This is a genomic window from Nocardioides conyzicola (assembly GCF_039543825.1).
In the GTDB taxonomy this organism is placed as follows: domain Bacteria; phylum Actinomycetota; class Actinomycetes; order Propionibacteriales; family Nocardioidaceae; genus Nocardioides; species Nocardioides conyzicola.
This window is the reverse complement of sequence record NZ_BAABKM010000002.1, coordinates 664,565-682,629: the sequence shown is the minus strand read 5'-3', so window position 1 is coordinate 682,629 and position 18,065 is coordinate 664,565. Positions and strand designations below refer to the sequence as shown.

The 18,065-nt window shown below is 70.7% G+C and carries 19 protein-coding genes; 15 read left to right on the top strand and 4 right to left on the bottom strand.

Annotated features, from left to right (window positions below):
* Nucleotides 1-113 precede the first annotated feature (113 nt).
* The 7 genes from ABEA34_RS06350 to ABEA34_RS06320 all read left to right on the top strand — a co-directional run bounded on the left by ABEA34_RS06350 (nt 114) and on the right by ABEA34_RS06320 (nt 7,152).
* Entirely contained in the window at nt 114-1,274 is a 1,161-nt protein-coding gene (locus ABEA34_RS06350; RefSeq protein WP_345520386.1) for an LLM class flavin-dependent oxidoreductase, read from the top strand.
* Nucleotides 1,271-1,786: an NADPH-dependent FMN reductase gene (locus tag ABEA34_RS06345; RefSeq protein ID WP_345520384.1), complete on the top strand. Its 516-nt coding sequence runs from the start codon at nt 1,271-1,273 to the stop codon at nt 1,784-1,786. Before ABEA34_RS06350 ends, ABEA34_RS06345 begins: the two co-directional genes overlap by 4 nt.
* Nucleotides 1,783-2,292 (top strand): flavin reductase family protein, encoded by a 510-nt coding sequence (locus tag ABEA34_RS06340; RefSeq protein WP_345520382.1) that lies wholly within the window; start codon nt 1,783-1,785, stop codon nt 2,290-2,292. The genes ABEA34_RS06345 and ABEA34_RS06340 overlap by 4 nt, the downstream gene beginning before the upstream one ends.
* Nucleotides 2,293-2,313: 21 nt before the next feature.
* Nucleotides 2,314-3,651, top strand: a complete 1,338-nt coding sequence (locus ABEA34_RS06335) for a protoporphyrinogen/coproporphyrinogen oxidase (RefSeq protein WP_345520380.1) — start codon at nt 2,314-2,316, stop codon at nt 3,649-3,651.
* A gap of 105 nt (nt 3,652-3,756) precedes the next feature.
* Complete coding sequence (locus tag ABEA34_RS06330) at nt 3,757-4,443, top strand: hypothetical protein (protein ID WP_345520378.1); 687 nt, start codon at nt 3,757-3,759, stop codon at nt 4,441-4,443.
* Nucleotides 4,444-4,542: 99 nt separating this feature from the next.
* Nucleotides 4,543-5,250: a hydrogen peroxide-dependent heme synthase gene (gene hemQ / locus ABEA34_RS06325; protein WP_345520376.1), complete on the top strand. Its 708-nt coding sequence runs from the start codon at nt 4,543-4,545 to the stop codon at nt 5,248-5,250.
* A 138-nt stretch (nt 5,251-5,388) separates the two neighbouring features.
* Nucleotides 5,389-7,152 carry a substrate-binding domain-containing protein gene (locus ABEA34_RS06320; RefSeq protein WP_345520374.1) on the top strand — a complete coding sequence of 588 codons (1,764 nt, stop codon included), beginning with the start codon at nt 5,389-5,391 and terminating at the stop codon, nt 7,150-7,152.
* On the opposite strand, the gene ABEA34_RS06315 is transcribed toward ABEA34_RS06320, so the two are convergent.
* Nucleotides 7,149-8,396: an HNH endonuclease signature motif containing protein gene (locus ABEA34_RS06315; protein ID WP_345520372.1), complete on the bottom strand. Its 1,248-nt coding sequence runs from the start codon at nt 8,394-8,396 to the stop codon at nt 7,149-7,151. The two genes, ABEA34_RS06320 and ABEA34_RS06315, sit on opposite strands and share 4 nt — an antisense overlap.
* A gap of 285 nt (nt 8,397-8,681) precedes the next feature.
* Complete coding sequence (msrB, locus tag ABEA34_RS06310; RefSeq protein ID WP_345520370.1) at nt 8,682-9,083, bottom strand: peptide-methionine (R)-S-oxide reductase MsrB; 402 nt, start codon at nt 9,081-9,083, stop codon at nt 8,682-8,684.
* Nucleotides 9,084-9,160: 77 nt separating this feature from the next.
* On the opposite strand from msrB, the gene ABEA34_RS06305 reads away from it, so the two are divergent.
* From ABEA34_RS06305 to rimI, 7 genes are all read left to right on the top strand, one after another.
* Entirely contained in the window at nt 9,161-10,237 is a 1,077-nt protein-coding gene (locus tag ABEA34_RS06305; protein ID WP_345520368.1) for a ferredoxin reductase, read from the top strand.
* An 8-nt stretch (nt 10,238-10,245) separates the two neighbouring features.
* Nucleotides 10,246-11,454 carry a fatty acid desaturase family protein gene (locus ABEA34_RS06300; protein ID WP_345520366.1) on the top strand — a complete coding sequence of 403 codons (1,209 nt, stop codon included), beginning with the start codon at nt 10,246-10,248 and terminating at the stop codon, nt 11,452-11,454.
* 8 nt (nt 11,455-11,462) lie between these two features.
* Entirely contained in the window at nt 11,463-11,744 is a 282-nt protein-coding gene (locus tag ABEA34_RS06295) for a hypothetical protein (protein WP_345520364.1), read from the top strand.
* 18 nt (nt 11,745-11,762) lie between these two features.
* Nucleotides 11,763-12,842, top strand: coding sequence for a DNA polymerase domain-containing protein (locus ABEA34_RS06290; RefSeq protein ID WP_345520362.1), 1,080 nt, complete (start codon nt 11,763-11,765; stop codon nt 12,840-12,842).
* Nucleotides 12,843-12,943: 101 nt separating this feature from the next.
* Nucleotides 12,944-13,594 (top strand): LuxR C-terminal-related transcriptional regulator, encoded by a 651-nt coding sequence (locus ABEA34_RS06285; RefSeq protein WP_345520360.1) that lies wholly within the window; start codon nt 12,944-12,946, stop codon nt 13,592-13,594.
* 228 nt (nt 13,595-13,822) lie between these two features.
* Nucleotides 13,823-14,467 (top strand): tRNA (adenosine(37)-N6)-threonylcarbamoyltransferase complex dimerization subunit type 1 TsaB, encoded by a 645-nt coding sequence (gene tsaB / locus ABEA34_RS06280; protein WP_345520358.1) that lies wholly within the window; start codon nt 13,823-13,825, stop codon nt 14,465-14,467.
* Nucleotides 14,464-14,937, top strand: coding sequence for a ribosomal protein S18-alanine N-acetyltransferase (gene rimI, locus ABEA34_RS06275; protein ID WP_345520356.1), 474 nt, complete (start codon nt 14,464-14,466; stop codon nt 14,935-14,937). The genes tsaB and rimI overlap by 4 nt, the downstream gene beginning before the upstream one ends.
* On the opposite strand, the gene ABEA34_RS06270 is transcribed toward rimI, so the two are convergent.
* Complete coding sequence (locus tag ABEA34_RS06270; RefSeq protein ID WP_345520354.1) at nt 14,925-16,715, bottom strand: HAD family acid phosphatase; 1,791 nt, start codon at nt 16,713-16,715, stop codon at nt 14,925-14,927. The genes rimI and ABEA34_RS06270 overlap by 13 nt on opposite strands.
* An 85-nt stretch (nt 16,716-16,800) precedes the next feature.
* A complete protein-coding gene (locus ABEA34_RS06265; RefSeq protein WP_345520352.1) occupies nt 16,801-17,211 on the bottom strand; it encodes a DUF2000 family protein in 411 nt (136 codons plus the stop codon).
* Between the two features lie 49 nt (nt 17,212-17,260).
* On the opposite strand from ABEA34_RS06265, the gene ABEA34_RS06260 reads away from it, so the two are divergent.
* A complete protein-coding gene (locus tag ABEA34_RS06260; protein WP_345520351.1) occupies nt 17,261-18,058 on the top strand; it encodes a helix-turn-helix transcriptional regulator in 798 nt (265 codons plus the stop codon).
* The last annotated feature ends 7 nt before the right edge of the window (nt 18,059-18,065 follow it).

Genomic DNA, 18,065 nt, shown 5'->3' with positions numbered 1-18,065 from the left:
CGTCGGAGCTGTGAGCGCGGTGACCCAGCCAGCCTTGCATCCGGCCTTAATTCAAGCACTCTGATAGACATAGACATGGACGAGCACGGTCACCACACTGCCGGAAGGACGTCATGTCAGAGCTCAAGTTCCACTGGTTCCTGCCCACCAACGGCGGCGACGGCCGGCAGGTCGTCGGTGGCGGCCACGGCGTCGAGGCCGGCGCCGCCGGGCGCCCGGCGTCCGTGCCGTACCTCGGGCAGATCGCCCGGAGCGCCGAGCAGCTGGGCTTCGAGGCCGCGCTGACCCCGACGGGTGCCTGGTGCGAGGACGCCTGGGTGACCACCGCGATGATCAGCCAGGTCTCGGAGCGGCTGAAGTTCCTGGTCGCGTTCCGGCCCGGGCTCACCTCGCCGTTCATCGCCGCCCAGATGGCGGGCTCCTTCCAGAACCTCACCGGCGGCCGCGTCGCCCTCAACGTCGTCACCGGCGGGGAGAGCAAGGAGCAGCGGATGTTCGGCGACTTCCTGGACAAGGACGGTCGCTACGAGCGCTGCGACGAGTTCCTCACCATCGTCCGGCGGCTCTGGACCGGCGACTCGGTCACCTTCGAGGGCAAGCACCTGCACGTCGAGGACGCGGTGCTCACCCAGATCCCGGACCCGTTGCCCCAGATCTACTTCGGCGGCTCGTCGCCGGCGGCCGGCAAGGTCGCGGCCAAGCACGTCGACGTCTACCTCACCTGGGGCGAGCCGCCGGCCGCCGTCGCCGAGAAGGTCGAGTGGATCCGCAAGCTGGCCGCCGACGAGGGCCGCGAGGGACAGATCCGGTTCGGCATCCGGCTGCACACCATCGCCCGTGACACCTCCGACGAGGCATGGGCCGAGGCGGACCGCCTGCTCGCCCACATCTCCGATGAGGAGATCGCCCGGGTCCAGGACGGCCTGAGGAAGAGCGAGTCCGTCGGCCAGGCCCGGATGCTCCAGCTCAACCAGGGCTCCAAGGACGGCCTCGAGATCCACCCCAACCTCTGGGCCGGTGTCGGCCTGGTCCGCGGCGGCGCCGGCACCGCGATGGTCGGCAGCCACGCCGAGATCGCCGACCTGATCGAGCAGTACCAGGCGGTCGGCATCTCCGAGTTCGTGCTCTCGGGCTACCCGCACCTCGAGGAGTCCTACTGGTTCGGCGAGGGCGTGCTGCCCGAGCTGACCCGCCGAGGGCTCTGGCAGCACCCGACGCCGCAGCACTCGGTGACGGCCTCCGTCCCGTTCGGCTCCTCGAAGGCCGCGTCGTGACCGGGCTGCAGGTCGCGGTGGTCGTCGGCAACCCCAAGCCGCAGAGCCGCACGCTCGACGCCGCGACGTACGTCGCCACCGAGCTGTCCGGCCAGGCGCCCGACCTCGTCGTGGACCTCGCCGACCTCGGTGCGGCGATCCTCGACTGGAAGGACGAGCAGGTGGCCGAGCTGGTCGCTGGCGTCGGAGCGGCCGACCTCGTGGTCTTCGCGTCCCCGACCTACAAGGGCACCTACACCGGGCTCCTCAAGCTCTTCCTCGACCGGTTCGCGACCGACGGGCTCGGCGGCATCGCCGTACCCCTCATGCTCGGGGCCGGGCCTGGACACGCGCTGGCACCCGAGCTCACGCTGCGGCCGGTGCTCACCGAGATCGGCGGCGTCGTCGCGACCAAGGGGCTGTACGTCGTCGACTCGGCGTACGACGACCCCGCGGCGTACGCGCACTGGCTCGAGCTGTCCCTGCCCACGATCACGGCTCTCCTCCGGAGCAGGACAGGAGCCTCGGCATGACCTCCATCCCGCTGACCACCAACCAGGACCTCGACGCCGAGCGCCTCCGCGAGGCCTTCGGCGTCTTCCCGAGCGGCGTCGTCGCGGTGGCCTCGGAGGTCGACGGGCAGCTGGTCGGCCTGGCCGCCAGCTCGTTCACGTCGGTGAGCCTCGACCCCGCGCTGGTGTCCTTCTCGGTCGCGAACACGTCCAAGACGTGGCCGTCGCTGCGCCAGGCGGCCCACCTCGGCGTGACGATCCTCGCCGACCACCACGGCGACGTCTGCCGGCAGCTGGCCGGCCCCCTGGAGCACCGGTTCGACGGCCTCGCGGTCACGACCACCGGTGACGGAGCCGTGACGCTCGACGACGGCCTCGCGATGTTCGACTGCACCATCTACAACGAGGTCGAGGCCGGCGACCACACCATCGTGCTGCTGCAGCTGCACGCCATCGAGCACGCCGACACGTCGCAGCCGCTGGTCTTCCACCGCAGCGCGTTCGGGACGCTCGCCGACTCCGCCTGAGCGGTCTGACATGGTTGATCCATGGGCAAGGTCGTGGTGGTCGGAGCCGGCGTCGCCGGACTGACCGCCGCCCGTGACCTCGCCGCCGCCGGGCACGACGTGCTCGTCCTCGAGTCGGCCACCCGCGTCGGCGGCAAGCTGCTGCGGGCCACCGTCGCCGGGGTGACCGTCGACGTCGGCGCCGAGGCGATGCTCAACCGCCGCCCCGAGGGGGTCGGGCTGACGCGCTCGCTCGGGCTCCCGATCGAGCACCCGACGACCGCCTCGTCGCGGATCTGGACCCGCGACGCGCTCCGGCCGCTGCCGCGCTCCCTGATGGGCGTCCCGCTCGACGCCGACCAGCTCGCGGCCTCCGGGGTGCTGTCGCCGGAAGGGCTGGACCGCTTCCGCGCGATGACCCCCGCGCCGGTCGACGGGGACCTGTCCGTCGGGGACCTGGTCGACCGCCGCTTCGGCCCCGAGGTCACCGACCGTCTCGTCGAGCCGTTGCTCGGTGGCGTGTACGCCGGGGACGCGCGGCGCCTGTCCGTGCGCGCCACCGTGCCGCAGATGGTGGCCCTCGCCGAGGGCGCGGTGCTGCCGCCGCCGGTCGTGGACGTGCCCGTCTTCGCCGGCATCCCCGGTGGCATGGCCAAGCTCCCGGAAGCGCTCGCCGGCGGGCTCGACGTACGCCTCGGCGCGACGGTGCGCGAGCTGGTCCGGACGCCGACCGGCTTCGCGGTGACCGTCGGGCCGACGACCTCCCCGGAGGTCATCGCGGCGGACGCCGTGGTGCTCGCGACCCCGGCGGCGCCGTCGGCCCGGCTGCTCGCCTCGGTCGCCCCGGCGGCGGCCACCGAGCTCGGCGCGATCGAGTACGCCTCGATGGCGGTCGTGACCCTCGCCCTCGCCGCGTCGTCGGTGCCGGCGCTCGCGGCCACCGACTCCTCGGGCTTCCTGGTGCCGCCCGTCGACCGCCGCCGGATCAAGGCGTCGACCTTCTCGTTCGCCAAGTGGGGCTGGGTCCGCACGGCCGGCGCTGCCGATGGGGGAGACCTGCTCCTGCTCCGCACCTCGCTCGGTCGGTACGGCGAGGCGACGGCCCTGCAGGCCTCCGACGACGAGCTGGTCGCGTGGTCGTTGGCCGACCTGCACGACGCCGTCGGCGTGACGGCAACCCCCGTCGACACCCACGTGCAGCGCTGGGGCGGGGGGCTCCCGCAGTACGCCGTCGGGCACCTCGACCGGGTCGCCCGGATCCGCTCGGCGGTCGGCGCCGTACCCGGTCTCGCCGTCTGCGGCGCCGCCTACGACGGGGTCGGCATCCCCGCCGTGATCGCGTCCGCTCACGCGGCCGCGAGTGCGCTCATCGTGGGGTGATTGCCGAAAGCCCAATATTCATTGGGTTTCCGTCCAATCCGATGCTGGAGCCGTGGCGAACCACTTCCGTCAAGAGAACGAGACTCCCAACGGAAGAAGCTTCCCATGCGCACCACCAAGAACTTCACTGCCAAGCGCACCCTCGCTGCGTTCGCCCTCGCCGCGCTGGTCGCCACCCCGCTCGCCGCGTGCAGCAGCTCCGACAGCGCCGGCTCGGACTCGAGCTCGAGCTCCTCGCAGGCGGCTCCCAAGCCGGTGGCCTCGATCGACTCCCTCCAGGGTGAGACGACCGCCATCAAGCTCGACCAGGGCTTCGTCGACGCCCTGACCAGCCTCAAGCTCACGCCGGGTGTCGTCGGCACCGCGAAGCTCGAGGACGGCTCGCTGATCTTCCCGATCACCGGCGGCAACGTGACCGTGTTCAAGCCGGGCCAGGTCTCGCCGTACGTCATCGGCCAGATCCAGCACGAGGGCTCCGGCCTGTCGCTGACCGCCGGCGGCACCAAGGTCGAGCTCACGAACTTCAACGTCGACCCGGGCGTCTCCCGTGTCTACGGCGACGTGACGGTGAACGGCAAGGTCGCCGTCACGAACGCGTTCCTCTTCCAGCTCGACGGCCGCACCCTCGAGCCGCTCAAGACCGACGGCGGCAACGCGATCCTGACCGGCACCAAGGTCGAGATCTCCGAGGACGCCGCACCCCTGCTGAACCAGACGTTCAAGACCGACGCCGTCAAGCCTGGGCTGCTGGTGGGTATCGCCACGATCACGGTGAACACCCAGTCCAAGTAAGCCCTCCGTTGGGGTCAGACGCCCGGGGACCCGCAAGGGTCGCCGGGCGTTCGGCCGTCCCGGGCACCGCCATGGGCACCTGTCCCGGCGGTTGGCACAATGGATGACATGAGCACCAAGGGACAGCTGGCCCGCGAGATCAACGACACCATCCGCTACACGATGTGGTCGGTCTTCCGCCTCGACGACACCCTCGGCGACGCCGACCGTGCCAGCGAGGGCGCCGAGGTCGAGAAGCTCTTCGCCGAGCTCGCCGAGGCCGACGTCGTGATCCGTGGCGTGTACGACGTCTCCGGCATCCGGGCCGATGCCGACCTGATGGTCTGGTGGCACGCGACCACCTCCGAGGAGCTGCAGGACGCCTACAACCGCTTCCGCCGTACGACGTTCGGGCGTCGCCTCGCGCCGGTCTGGTCGCAGATGGCGCTGCACCGCCCGGCCGAGTTCAACAAGAGCCACGTGCCCGCCTTCCTCAGCGACGAGGACGCGAAGAAGCACGTGAGCGTCTACCCGTTCGTGCGGTCCTACGAGTGGTACCTCCTCGAGGACTCCGAGCGCCGCCGGATGCTCGCCGACCACGGCAAGATGGCCCGCGACTACAAGGACGTCCGGGCCAACACGGTCGCCAGCTTCTCGCTCGGTGACTATGAGTGGATCCTCGCGTTCGAGGCCGACGAGCTCTACCGGATCGTCGACCTGATGCGACACCTGCGCGGCTCCGAGGCTCGCCGCCACGTGCGCGAGGAGGTGCCGTTCTACACCGGCGCCCTGGTCCCGATCGCCGAGCTGGTCGACCGCCTGCCCTAGGGGACCGACGACACCCGGGCCGGGCACAGGCTAGATGGAGTTTCTTCGGTCGTTTAGTGCACATAGAGCGGGTGGCGCGATTAGGGTGCTGCCGCCGGCGCCGCTCGGGCGACCGACCAGGGACGGGGGACGACGACGGTGCTGCGACCTGGACGGCGGGCGACGTACGCGCTGCTGACGGCGGTCGGCCTCTCAGGAGTCCTGGTTCCGAGCCCGGCCTCGGCCAGCACCCATGCACTGATCCAGGGGTCGGGCTCGGCCTCGGCCGCGAACATCGTCAACCAGTGGGTCGCCACTGTCGCCGAGCAGGGGATGCAGGTCGTCTACACCGCCAACGGGTCGACCCAGGGGCGTCAGGACTTCTCGTACCGTTCGAGCGACTTCGGGGTCAGCGACCTCCCGTACGAGGGTGGCGACGACGACACCTCTCGCGGGCGTGACTACGCCTATGTCCCGCTCCTCGGCGAGGGGCTGGCGTTCTCCTACCACCTGGAGGTCGACGGACACCTGGTGCGCAACCTCCGCCTGTCGGGGCAGACGATCGCCGGCATCTTCACGGGTGCCATCACCAGCTGGGCGGACCCCGCGATCGCGTCCGACAACAACGGCCGCATCCTGCCGGACACGCCCATCCAGCCGCTGGTGCGCTCGGACGCGTCGGGGACGACCGAGGTCCTCACCGACTACCTCAACCAGCTCTTCCCGGGGACCTGGGCGGCCTGCAACGGCGGTCTCGCCGAGCCGACGGCGTACTTCCCGCTGCACTGCGGCCGGCCGACGGGCACCGACGTCGCCATCGCTGGGGCGGACGGGATGATGAACCGGATCAAGAGCTCCGGGAGCAACGGGGCGATCGGCTACATCGACACCATGTATCCGCTCTTCACGGACTACCCGGTCGCCGCCGTCGAGAACACGGCCGGCTACTACGCGCCGCCGACCGGCTACAACGTCGGCGTCGCCCTCACGAAGGCCCGGCTGGACGACGACCACGCCCCGGTTCTCGACGACGTCTACCGCTCGACCGACCCACGGGCCTACCCGTTGTCCCACTACGAGTACGCCATCGTGCCGACCGCCGCGGACGACTCGCGCATGACCACCCACAAGAGGCAGACCCTCGTCGACTTCCTGTCGTACGCCGTCTGCACCGGTCAGTCCACCTCCCGGGTGCTGGGATACGCAGCGCTGCCGCCCGGTCTCGTCGACGAGGCGCTCAGCCAGACCGCGACGATCGCAGCGGGCGACACGTTCGTCGACCTCAGCGCTCTCGACCCGAGCAGCTGCGCCACGGACGACATCGAGGAGATCGCCCCGCAGCCGCAGGCGTGCCAGCAGAGCGGTGCTGGACCCTGCGGCACCGGCGGGCCGCCGACCAACCTCGTCGCACCTCGGGTGGCCGGTGCCGCCCGAGTGGGAGCGACGGTCGAGGCGGACTCCGGGCTCTGGACGGGTGAGGAGGCGATGGCCTACCAGTGGCTGGCCGACGGTCAGCCCATCACCGGTGCCACCGGTGGGACGTACCAGGTCCCGGCGGCATTGCTCGGCCGGTCCTTGAGCTTCCGGGTGACCGTCTCCGCCTCGGACTTCCCGTCCTCGACCGTTCAGTCGGCCGCGAAGGTGGTCGCCCGCGGACACCTGCACGGGAGTCGCCTGCGGATCGCCGGGCGCCCGATCGTGGGCAGGACCCTGGCCGTCCGCGACGCGGGGATCCCCGGCGCGCAGCTGCATGCGCAGTGGTACGCCGCCGACCACAGGATCCCGGGCGCAACGGCGCTGCGCTGGACGTTGCGACGAGCCCAGCAAGGCAAGCGCATCAGCGTGCGCGTCACGGCCACCAGGGCCGGCTACGAGTCCCTCGTCCGTACGTCGGCGCGCACCTCGGCCGTCCGGCGACGCTAGTTGCGTCGGTGGAAGCTGACCTTCCCGGTGGGTTGATGGGTGGTCTCGTAGGTCGGGTCGTGGGCTCTCGCGTGGTGTCGGGGGCAGAGGAGTCCGCCGTTGGTCAGGTCGGTGTTGCCGTCGTCTGCCCATCGCTCCCAGTGATGTCCGTGGCACATCCAGGGTGGCCAGTCGCATCCCTCGGCGACGCAGCCGCCGTCCCTGATGCCCAGGGCGGTGAGCTGGGCTCGGGTGAAGAACCGTCTGGCGCGGCCGACGTCGAGGACCTCGCTCTTGCCGTTGAGGACGACGGGGAGGATCCGGGCGGTGCAGGCGAGCCGTCGGACCTGTGAGGGGCTGATGCGTTCGCCGGTATCGAGGACGCCGGCCTTCTGCAGCTTGCCCGTCAACACGTCGAGGTCGATGTGGATGACGATGGTGGCGTCGGTGCCGCCGACCTTGGGCAGGTCCGTGGCGGAGATGCGTTCGATGAGCTCGGCGAACGCACGGCCCATCCGCTCCGGGCCTGGGCGGCGTTCGACCCGGGCGCCGTGGGTGGCGGCTTGGTGCTTGGGTGCGGCGATCGCGAGCAGCATCTTCTTGAGCATCGCCGCCTGCACGGTCGGGAGGGTGAACCTGGCGTGGGTCTTGCCGTGGCCGTCGTCGGTCATCGTGAGCCGCATCGCTTGGGCTGCTTTGGCCTCCTCCTTCTCGAGGAGGTCGGCCTCGTGCTGGTCGGCGAGGTCGGGTGCCACCACCTCGAGGAGCCGGCGGCCGAGGATCCGCAACGTCTTCGCGTCATGCTCAGCAGCGGCATCCACCAGATGACGTTCCGCCCGGATCACCAGGTCCGGGTCCAGATCCTCGGGCAGCTCCTTCACCGCCCGGACGATCACGACCGCCTGCTCCGGGCGCACGTTGCCGGCGGCGAGGGCGTCTCGGACCACGTCGTGGGTGTCCAGGTCGTAGCCGAGGTGCACCACCCCCGCCGCGGCGGACCGGGTGAGCCGGGCCTGGTGCGAGAGCCAGGTCGCGGTCGACGTCGCGCCGGTCTCGGTGCCGACCTGCAGCTCGTCCGCGTGTCGCGCGACCCGGGCGCGGAGCTCGACGACCTGCGCCTCAAGCCGCGTCAGCTCCACCAGCGTCGACGCTGCTTCGCCAGAGGACATGGACCACACCGACGCATCCACCACGGCGTCGGCAACACCGCGCATGCGCGCGGTCGCCGTCGCCACCTGGTGGTGGGGTGTGGTCATCGCTGTCATAGGTCTAGCCAAGCACTGGCCACCGACAGTCAGAGGCCTCAGGAGGGCTTATCCACAGGGATTCAGATAACGAAGAGATCACGATCGTAGAGCTTCATCCTCAGCCGAGCCGACGGCCTGTGAACCGGGCGCCGACCGCCACCACCCGCCCGCCGTACCCGCGTAACTGCCTATCGGCGACCGACCCGAGCGGACCTGCATGCCACTGACAGTCGGGTGGCGGCGACCGAGAGCCGGGAGGCGACGCCGACCCAGACCCCAGCCGACGGACGGTCGACGCGATGCCTACTGCTGCGCGGGCTCCAGCGTCAGGCTGATCGAGTTGATGCAGTAGCGGTCGCCGGTGGGGGTGCCGTAGCCGTCGGGGAAGACGTGACCGAGGTGCGAGCCGCAGTTGGCGCAGCGGACCTCAACCCGCTTCATGCCGTGGGAGACGTCCTCGATGTACTCGAGCGTGTCCGTGATCGGCTGGTAGAACGACGGCCAGCCGCAGCCCGAGTGGAACTTGGTGTCCGACTCGAAGAGCTTGGCGTGGCAGGCCTTGCAGGAGTAGATGCCCTTGGTCTCGGTGTCGGTGTACTCACCGACGAACGCGCGCTCCGTGCCGGCCTGGCGCAGCACGGCGTACTCCTCCGGCGAGAGCTCCTCGCGCCACTCCTCGTCGGTCTTGTCCACGTTGTAGGCCATGTCTGAATTCTAGTCGGTCGGCAAAGCCTGACGAGAAAGGTTGACACATGGTGTAAACGAGTGTTGCACTTTCTCGGGTGACCCCACGAACCCTGACCTGGGGAGGCGTGCGGACCGCCGGCAACAAGCTGACGACGCCGCTGCACCCCGACGACTACCTGCGACTGCTCAACCCGCTGTGGAGCGAGCGCGAGCTGCGCGGGCGGGTCGAGGAGGTCATCCCCGAGACCGACGACGCCGCCACCCTGGTGATCCGGCCCGGCTGGGGCTGGCGCTACGACCACCGCGCCGGCCAGTACGTCGGGATCGGCGTGCAGGTCGACGGCAAGTTCCAGTGGCGTTCCTACTCCGTGAGCTCGCCCCCGCGCCGCCGCGGCCGCACCATCTCGATCACCGTCCGCGCGATGCCGGAGGGCAAGCTGTCCGCGCACCTGGTCAACGGTCTCGAGCCCGGCACCATCGTCCGGCTCGCGTCGCCGAGCGGCGACTTCGTGCTCCCGGACCCTCCTCCGGCGAAGATGCTCTTCCTGGTGGGCGGCAGCGGCATCACGCCGGTGATGGCGATGCTCCGCACGCTGGACCGTCGTCAGACGATGCCCGACGTCGTCCTGCACTACTCGTCGCCGACGGCGGAGCGGATGATCTTCCGCGACGAGCTGGCCGAGCTCGAGAGCCGGCACGAGTCGCTGACCGTGCACCGGCTGCACACCGACACCGAGGGGATGCTCTCGCTGAGCGGACTCGACGGCCTCTGCGTCGACTGGCGGGAGCGGGAGACCTGGGCCTGTGGCCCCGCGCCGATGCTGGACGCCGTCGAGACCCACTGGGAGCGGGCCGGCCTCGACGAGCGGCTGCACCTCGAGCGGTTCTCGCTCGAGCTCGGCGGCGACGGCGGCGAGGGCGGCACGATCACCTTCCAGACCACGGGCAAGACCGCCGAGGTCGACGGCGCCACCACCGTCCTCGAGGCAGGCGAGGCGGCCGGTGTCGGCATGCCCTACGGCTGCCGGATGGGCATCTGCCACACCTGCACGCTGACGCTGGTCTCGGGCACGGTCCGCGACCTGCGCAACGGCAACGAGTTCGCCCAGCCCAACGAACAGGTGCAGACCTGCGTGACCGTCCCGGTCGGCGCCTGCACCCTCGACATCTAGGAGCTGACATGGCTATTGCAGACGTCAAGGAGTACACCCACCTCACCGAGGAGGAGGTCGAGCAGCTCGGTCGCGAGCTCGACGCCATCCGCGCCGAGGTGGAGGAGTCACGGTGCGACGCGGACGCGGCGTACATCAACCGGATGATCCGGGTGCAGCGCGGCCTCGCCGCCGCCGGCAGGGCCACGCTGCTCGCCGGCCTGCACTCGAAGAAGACCCGCACCCCCGCCTGGATCGCCGGCGCGAGCCTGCTCGGCGTGGCCAAGATCCTCGAGAACATGGAGATCGGCCACAACGTCATGCACGGCCAGTGGGACTGGATGAACGACCCCGAGATCCACTCCTCCAACTGGGAGTGGGACACCGCCCAGCCGGCCGAGCAGTGGAAGCACTCGCACAACTACGTGCACCACCAGTTCACCAACGTGCTCGGGCACGACAACGACATCGGGTACGGCGTGCTCCGGATGGCCCGCGAGCAGAAGTGGCACCCCTACTACCTCGGCCAGCCCGTCTACAACGCGCTGCTCGCCGGGCTCTTCCAGTGGGGCGTCGCGCTGCACGACCTCGACCTCGAGGCGATCCGCAAGGGCAAGAAGGACCCGGTCGAGATGAAGCGGCAGCTGCGCCAGATCGGGCGCAAGGGCCGCAACCAGGTCATCAAGGACTACCTCGTCTACCCGGCGCTCAGCGGCAAGCAGTGGAAGTCGACGCTGAAGGCCAACGCCACGGCCAACCTGGCGCGCAACCTGTGGTCCTACATGATCATCTTCTGCGGCCACTTCCCCGACGGTGCGCTGCACTTCACGGAGGAGGAGCTCGAGGACGAGACCCGCGCCGAGTGGTACCTGCGCCAGATGCTCGGCTCGGCCAACTTCGAGGGCGGCCGGTTGCTGCACATCCTGTCCGGCAGCCTCGGCTTCCAGATCGAGCACCACCTCTTCCCGGACCTCCCGAGCAACCGCTACCCGGAGATCGCGGTCAAGGTGCGGGCGCTGTGCGAGAAGTACGACATCCCGTACACGACCGGCCCGCTGCACAACCAGTACGGCCAGGCGCTGCGCACGATCATGAAGCTGTCGCTGCCGAACTCGATGACGTCCTCCGACAAGCCGGAGCCGCCGTCGCCGTCGATCGATCGCGGCCGGCGTACCGACGCCGAGCGGCCGACGCGTCGTACGGAGACCGGCGCCTACTACCGGAAGCAGACGGCATGATCGCGGACGTGAGCACCCGGACCACGGACCGCGCGTGGGTCACGCAGTGCGCGCTCAGCCGGATCTGCGGGGCGTGCGCCCGTCCGCTGGGCCGCCCGATCGCGTTCGTCGGCACGGCGGAGGAGGTCGGCCGCAACGCCTTCCACCTCCCGCCGATGCACGTCGACTGCGCGCACGGCGTGGTGGACGGCTCCACCCAGGTGGTGACCACGGCCGGGTTCGAGTTCGTCCGCCCGGCGAAGGACGACCTGGACAAGCGCCCGAGGTTCGAGCCCAACTCGCTGCTCTGACCCGGCTAGCGTGGGTCCATGCCGAAGACTCCCGCTGCCGAGGTCGATGCCGGAGGGCGCGCCGTCCGCGTCTCGAGCCCGGACCGGGTGATCTTCGAGGCGACCGACACGACGCCGGAGGTCACCAAGTTGATGGTGGCGGAGTACTTCGCCAGCGTCGACGACGGGCTGATGCGGGCACTGCGCGACCGGCCGACGGCCCTGGAGCGCTGGACGTCCGGCGTACGCCCCGGGATGAAGCTGGCGACCGGCCCGCAGGACAAGGACGCCGACGCGTTCTACCAGAAGCGCGTGCCCAAGGGCGCGCCCGACTACCTCGAGACCGTCGAGATCACCTTCCCCTCGGGCCGCAAGGCCGAGGAGATCTGCCCCACCGAGATCGCGGTCCCGGTCTGGTGTGCGCACATGGGCACCCTGGTCTTCCATCCCTGGCCCGTACGCCGGGCCGATGTCGACCACCCCGACGAGCTGCGGATCGATCTCGACCCGCAGCCGGGCACCACGTTCGGCGACGCCGTACGCGTGGCCGGCGTCGCGCGGGAGCTGCTCGAGGAGCTCGGCATCACCGGCTACCCGAAGACCTCCGGCAACCGCGGCGTCCACATCTTCGTGCGGATCAAGCCGGAGTGGGAGTTCACCGACCTGCGGCACGCCGCCATCGGCTTCGGCCGCGAGCTGGCCCGTCGCGACGACGGCGTGACGGTCGAGTGGTGGAAGGAGGAGCGCGGCGAGCGGATCTTCGTCGACTTCAACCAGAACAACCGCGACCGGACCATCGCCTCGGCCTACTCCGTCCGGCCGCTGCCCGGCGCGCCGGTGTCCACACCTGTGACCTGGGACGAGCTGGCGGGGATCACCGACCCACGCGTCTACAACCTCTTCACCGTGCCCGACCGCGTGCAGGACGGCGACCCCTGGGCGACCATCGACGACACCGCGCACTCGCTCGAGCCGCTGCTCGCGCTGTGGGAGGAGCTCCCGGGTGGGGAGCTCAACTTCCCGCCCGACTACCCGAAGATGCCGGGCGAGCCGCCGCGGGTGCAGCCGAGCAAGAAGGTCGCCGAGCACTGGGACGAGGACGGCAACCGGGTGGAGTAGTTCGGCTCACCCCCAGGGGTGGGCTAGATCGCGTTTCGGCGCCGCGTCGGCCGGGAAATCGACAAGGAGACCGACCCGATCGAGCCCGCGAGGTGATGCTGATGCCGTCCCCGGCCAGCTCGCCCCACGTCATCCGCGTGGGGCTGATCTCCGACCAGTCCATCGTGCGGGCGGGTGTCCGCAGCCTGCTGGCGCCGTACGACGACCGCGTGACCGTCGTCGACATCGGGCCCGAGTCCGACCTCGGCGACGCGCAGGTCGTGCTGTACGACGTGCTGGGGCTCCACCAGGGAGACGTCAAGGGCCTGGAGACGGCCGTGAAGGCGCACCCCGGCCGGGTGCTGGCGCTGTCCCGCGAGCTGCAGCCGGGCCTGGCCGCCCGGGCGCTCGGCATCGGGGCGGTGGCGTCGGTGTCGCTCGGCATCGACGCCGAAGAGCTGGTCGAGGTGATCGAGGCCTTCGCCGCGGGACACCTCGAGGACGGGTCCCAGGCGGACCTCGACAACCAGGCCGACCGGCGCCGTCAGCTCGGCCGGGGCGTCAACCTCTCGCCGCGCGAGCTGGAGGTCCTCGGCCTGATCGTCCGCGGGCGCTCCAACGAGGAGATCGCCGCCGAGCTCTACCTCAGCATCAACACGGTCAAGACCGTGATCCGGTCGGTCTACCGCAAGATCGGCGTCGCCACCCGCTCCCGGGCGGTGGCCTGGGCGATCGAGCACGGCTTCGCGACGACCGACGTCGTCGACGAGTGAGCGCACGGACCCGGAAATAGCAGAAGACCCGTCCGCCTTCAGGGCCGAAGCCAAGCGCGCGGAACGGGTCCTCCGGAACCGGCCGAGGCACTCCCCCCAGAGCCCGCGGATCCCCACGTTCCGCGCCAACCGGTGCTACATCCAGAACACTAGGGCGGCGATCTCCACGTCCGGGCCACACGACGTCCACAGGACGGCAAGGGTTCGGCAACGGGTTAGATTCAGGGCGTGCTGCTCGCCTTCGACACCGCCTCGCCCCTCGTCTCCGTGGCCCTCTACGACGCCGACGGCGACGGCGTGGTCGCCGAGCACGTCTCCGAACGGCCGATGAAGCACGCCGAGCAGCTCGCGCCCCTGATCGACCGGGCGATGACGACGGCGGGCATCGTCCGCCAGGACCTCACCGCGATCGCGGTCGGCATCGGACCGGGCCCGTTCACCGGCCTCCGGGTCGGCCTCGTCACCGCGCGCACGCTGGGCTTCGTGCTCGACATCCCCGTGTACGGCGTCTGCTCGCTCGACGCCCTCGCGGTCGAGGCCGCCGACACCGGCGCGGTCGCTGAGGAGTTCGTGGTCGCGACCGACGCGCGCCGCAAGGAGGTCTACTTCGCGCGGTACGACGCGGGCGGTGCCCGTCTCGACGGCCCGCTCGTCGACAAGCCGGCCGTCCTCGCGACCGACCTCCCGGTCGTTGGTCAGGGTGCCGTGCTCTACCCCGACGCCTTCCCGCGCCGCGTCGGCCAGGAGGTCCCCAGCGCCGGGTGGCTCGCCCGCTGCGTGGCCGAGGAGCGGGCCGAGCTGAGCGACCCCGAGCCCCTCTACCTGCGCCGTCCCGACGCGGTCGCCGCGCACGCGGCCAAGCCCGTCTCGTGACGGTCCGGCCCGCGACCGCGGCAGACGTGTCCGCCATCGCCGACCTCGAGGCCGACAACCTGGGCGTCGACGCCTGGTCGGAGGGCCTGGTGCGCGAGGGCGTCGTCGGCAACCTGCCGACGATCAGCTACCTGGTCGCCGAGGTGGACGGCACCGTCGTCGGGCACGCCACCGCGAGCGTCGTCGCCGACATCGCCGAGCTCCAGCGGATCGCGGTCGACCCCGCGCACCGGCGTACGGGCGTAGCGTCCGAGCTCCTCGACGCCGTCGTCGATGCGGCGAGGTCGGGTGGCGCGGACCGGCTGCTGCTCGAGGTGCGCGAGGACAACGCCGGGGCCATCGCGTTCTATGCGGCCCGCGACTTCGTCGAGGTGCACCGGCGCCGCGGCTACTACCGCGACGGCACCACCGCCGTGGTGATGCGCCGCAGCCTCGGTCGAGGCTGCGGCGCATCCGGTCACGGCAGGTAGTACGTCGGGTTCGGCAGCTTGAAGACCCGGTTGGCGTACCCGCCGATCAGGTCCGAGAACTGGTCCCCGAAGTTGCCGACGATCTTGTAGCCCCCGGCCTCGATGTGCTTGCGGGTCTGCGACTTGTACTCGATCGTCGAGCACGTGTTGTCCGAGCCGCAGTCGATGTACGCCGGCGGCTGGGCGCCGCTGTTCCACTTGGTGAAGTAGCGGTTGGCCCGGAAGTCGGAGTAGCCGACCTTGGCCAGGTTGCCCAGCGTGGCGTACTTCTGGCTGTTGCTGCGACCGGTCAGGCCGAAGACCGTGCACCCGGCGTCCGCGACGTCGGCGACGAGCTCCGGCATGCCGGGCACGGCCGCGAAGCGCTCGTCCTGCACCCAGGTGTCCTGGAGGGCGGGGTCGAAGTTGAAGCCCATCGCCTTGTCCTCCATGTCGTAGGTCCACAGCGTCGTGTCGTCGGCGTCGAAGACGGCCGCCGGCTTACCGGGCACCTTCAGCGTCCGCAGCTTGGCCTGGAGTCGCTTGACCTCCTTGCGGGCCTTCGCCTTGGCCTTCTTCGTCTTGGCGTGGGCGAGCTGCTTCTTCGCCTGGGCCAGGTCGGACTCGGTCGCGGCGATCCGGGCCTTGGCGGCCTTGATCGCGGCGGTCCCGTTCTCACAGGCCTGCTCGACCTTGGCTCCCCACGAGTCCTGCAGCCCGGCGAGCTCGGTGATGTAGCTGGAGCTGGACCGGTTGGCCAGCCCCGCAGGGGCGTTGTAGTACGCGCGGATCTCCTTGCGGAGGGGATCCAGGTTGGGGATGGCGTCGCCGCTCGCGACCGTGGTGCCGCTGGAGCCGTCGGGCTTCATCGTGTACGCCGTCGGCGGCTTCATCAGCGCGTCGTCGGACGGTGCGCCGGCGATGTCCGGGCTGGCCAGGAAGTACGTCGGGTTCGGGAGCTTGACCGTGTCGACGGCGAAGCCGCCCATCAGGTCGCTCCACTGGTCGCCGACGTTGAGGACGATGTTGTCGCCGCCGCTCTCGATGTGCGACCGGGCGGCCGCCTTGCGCTCCACCGTGGAGCACGACGCCGGGTTGCCGTCGGTGGTGCAGTCGACCGTCCCCACCGCCGGGTCCTCCTTGGTGAAGAGGTTGGCGTTGTCGAAGATCGGCGTGCTGCCGGCGGTCGTGTAGCCCTGCTCGGTGAGGTTGGCGACGGTGTCGTCCTCCTGGGCGAACGGCCGGCCGGTGACGCCGTAGACGTCGTACCCGCGCGCCTCGAGCGTGCGCACCAACGCCGGCATCCCTGCCACCGCGGGGTAGCGGTGGTCGGCGACCCACTGGTCCGCGACCGTGCTGTCGTAGTTGTAGTGGGTGGCCTCCTCGAAGTCGAAGTCCGAGAGCAGCGTCGCGTCGACGTCGAAGACGACGGCGCTGTCGGCGGGCGCGGTCGCCGGCAGGTCGGCCAGGATGCCCTGCTGGATGCCGCCGAGCTCGGTGATGTACGGCGAGGTGGTCTTGTTGGACACCCACAGCCCGGTGCCGGCGTCCTTCGCGGCGTTGTAGTACGTCCGGATCGTCGACTTCACGGAGTCGATGTTGGGGATGTCCGCGCCCGACGCGGGCGCGGCGACGGTACCGTCGTACGGGTTCACGCTCATCGTGAACTGGGTCTTCGGGGTGAGGGTCGAGTCGTCGACGGGGGCGGCCCAGGTGGGGGCGGAGCCTCCGGCGAGGACGGCGAGCGCGACGGTGGTCGCGACGAGCACCGGCAGGCCGGTGCGTCCCGAGATGCGCATGTGTTCTCCGAGGTCGTCGAGGTGAAGGTTGACCACGTCAACCTATGTCGCTCCCCGGGAGTTGTGAAGGGCCGTGCGACGACCGTCACGGGTGCAGGCGGGCGCCCTTGAGGATCTTGTCGACGGCGTTGCGCGGCGCGTGCACGGCGAGCCCGACCAGGTCGAGGTCGTCGCGACCGACGGCGGCCACCGCGGCGCGGTTGTCGTCGTCGTTGCCGGTCCGGAAGAGGTCGCTCGTGAAGACGCCGACGGTCTCGCCGCGCCGTACCGCCCGCTCGTGCGCGGCCCGCAGGGTGGCCGCGTCTCCCTGGAAGACCAGCACCGGCTGCCCGAGCATCGCGAAGTACGCCGTGCCGTCCGCGTCGGCGTACGGCTCACCCACCAGCTGGGGGTACGCCGCGGTCACGCCGCTCACCAGGAACGCCGTCGCGTTGAGCCGTTGCCACATCTCGAGGTCGTCGCGGAGCAGCACCGTGATCTTGGTGTCGAACGCCATGGCGCGAGCGTGGCCGACGCCGTGCGGACAGGTCTTGTACGTTCCTGACATGCCGCCGAGTCCGACGATCCGGGCCTGGCGCCCACGGGTCGCCGGGGTGTCCGAGGTGCTGCACGCGCACTTCCCGGAGCACGCCTACCCGTCGCACACGCACGGCACCTGGACCCTGCTGCTCGTCGACACCGGCACGGTCCGCTACGACCTCGACCGCCACCAGCACGGCGCGCTCGGGGACCGGGTGACGCTGCTGCCGCCGCACGTCGCGCACGACGGTCGGTCGGTCGAGGCCACCGGCTTCCGCAAGCGCGTGGTCTACCTCGACGAGCACGTCATCGGAGCGGACCTGATCGGCGCCGCCGTCGACCATCCCGGCTGGGTCGACCCCGGGCTGCGGAGCGAGGTCGACCTGCTGCTCGGCGCGCTCGAGCACCCGGGTGACCAGCTGGAGGCCGAGGTGCGCCTCGAGGTGGTCGCCGACTCCCTCCGGCAGCGGTTGGCGGGGGCGAGCGCGCCCGACGCCGTACCACGCGATCCGCGGGTGGCGCACCGCCTGCGGGAGCTCCTCGACGCGGCTGTGGTGGACGGGCTCTCGCTGCCGGTGGCCGCCCGTGCGCTCGGGGTGCACCCGACCCACCTGGTGCGGGCCTTCGGTGCCGAGTTCGGGATCCCGCCGCACCGCTACCTCACCGGCCGCCGCCTCGACCGGGCCCGCCGGATGCTGCTGGCGGGGGAGCGGGCGGCCGACGTCGCGGTCGAGGTGGGGTTCCACGACCAGGCGCACCTGACCCGTCACTTCCGCCGTCTGCTGGGGGTCACGCCCACGGCGTACGCGCGGTCGGCACAATGACCCCTGT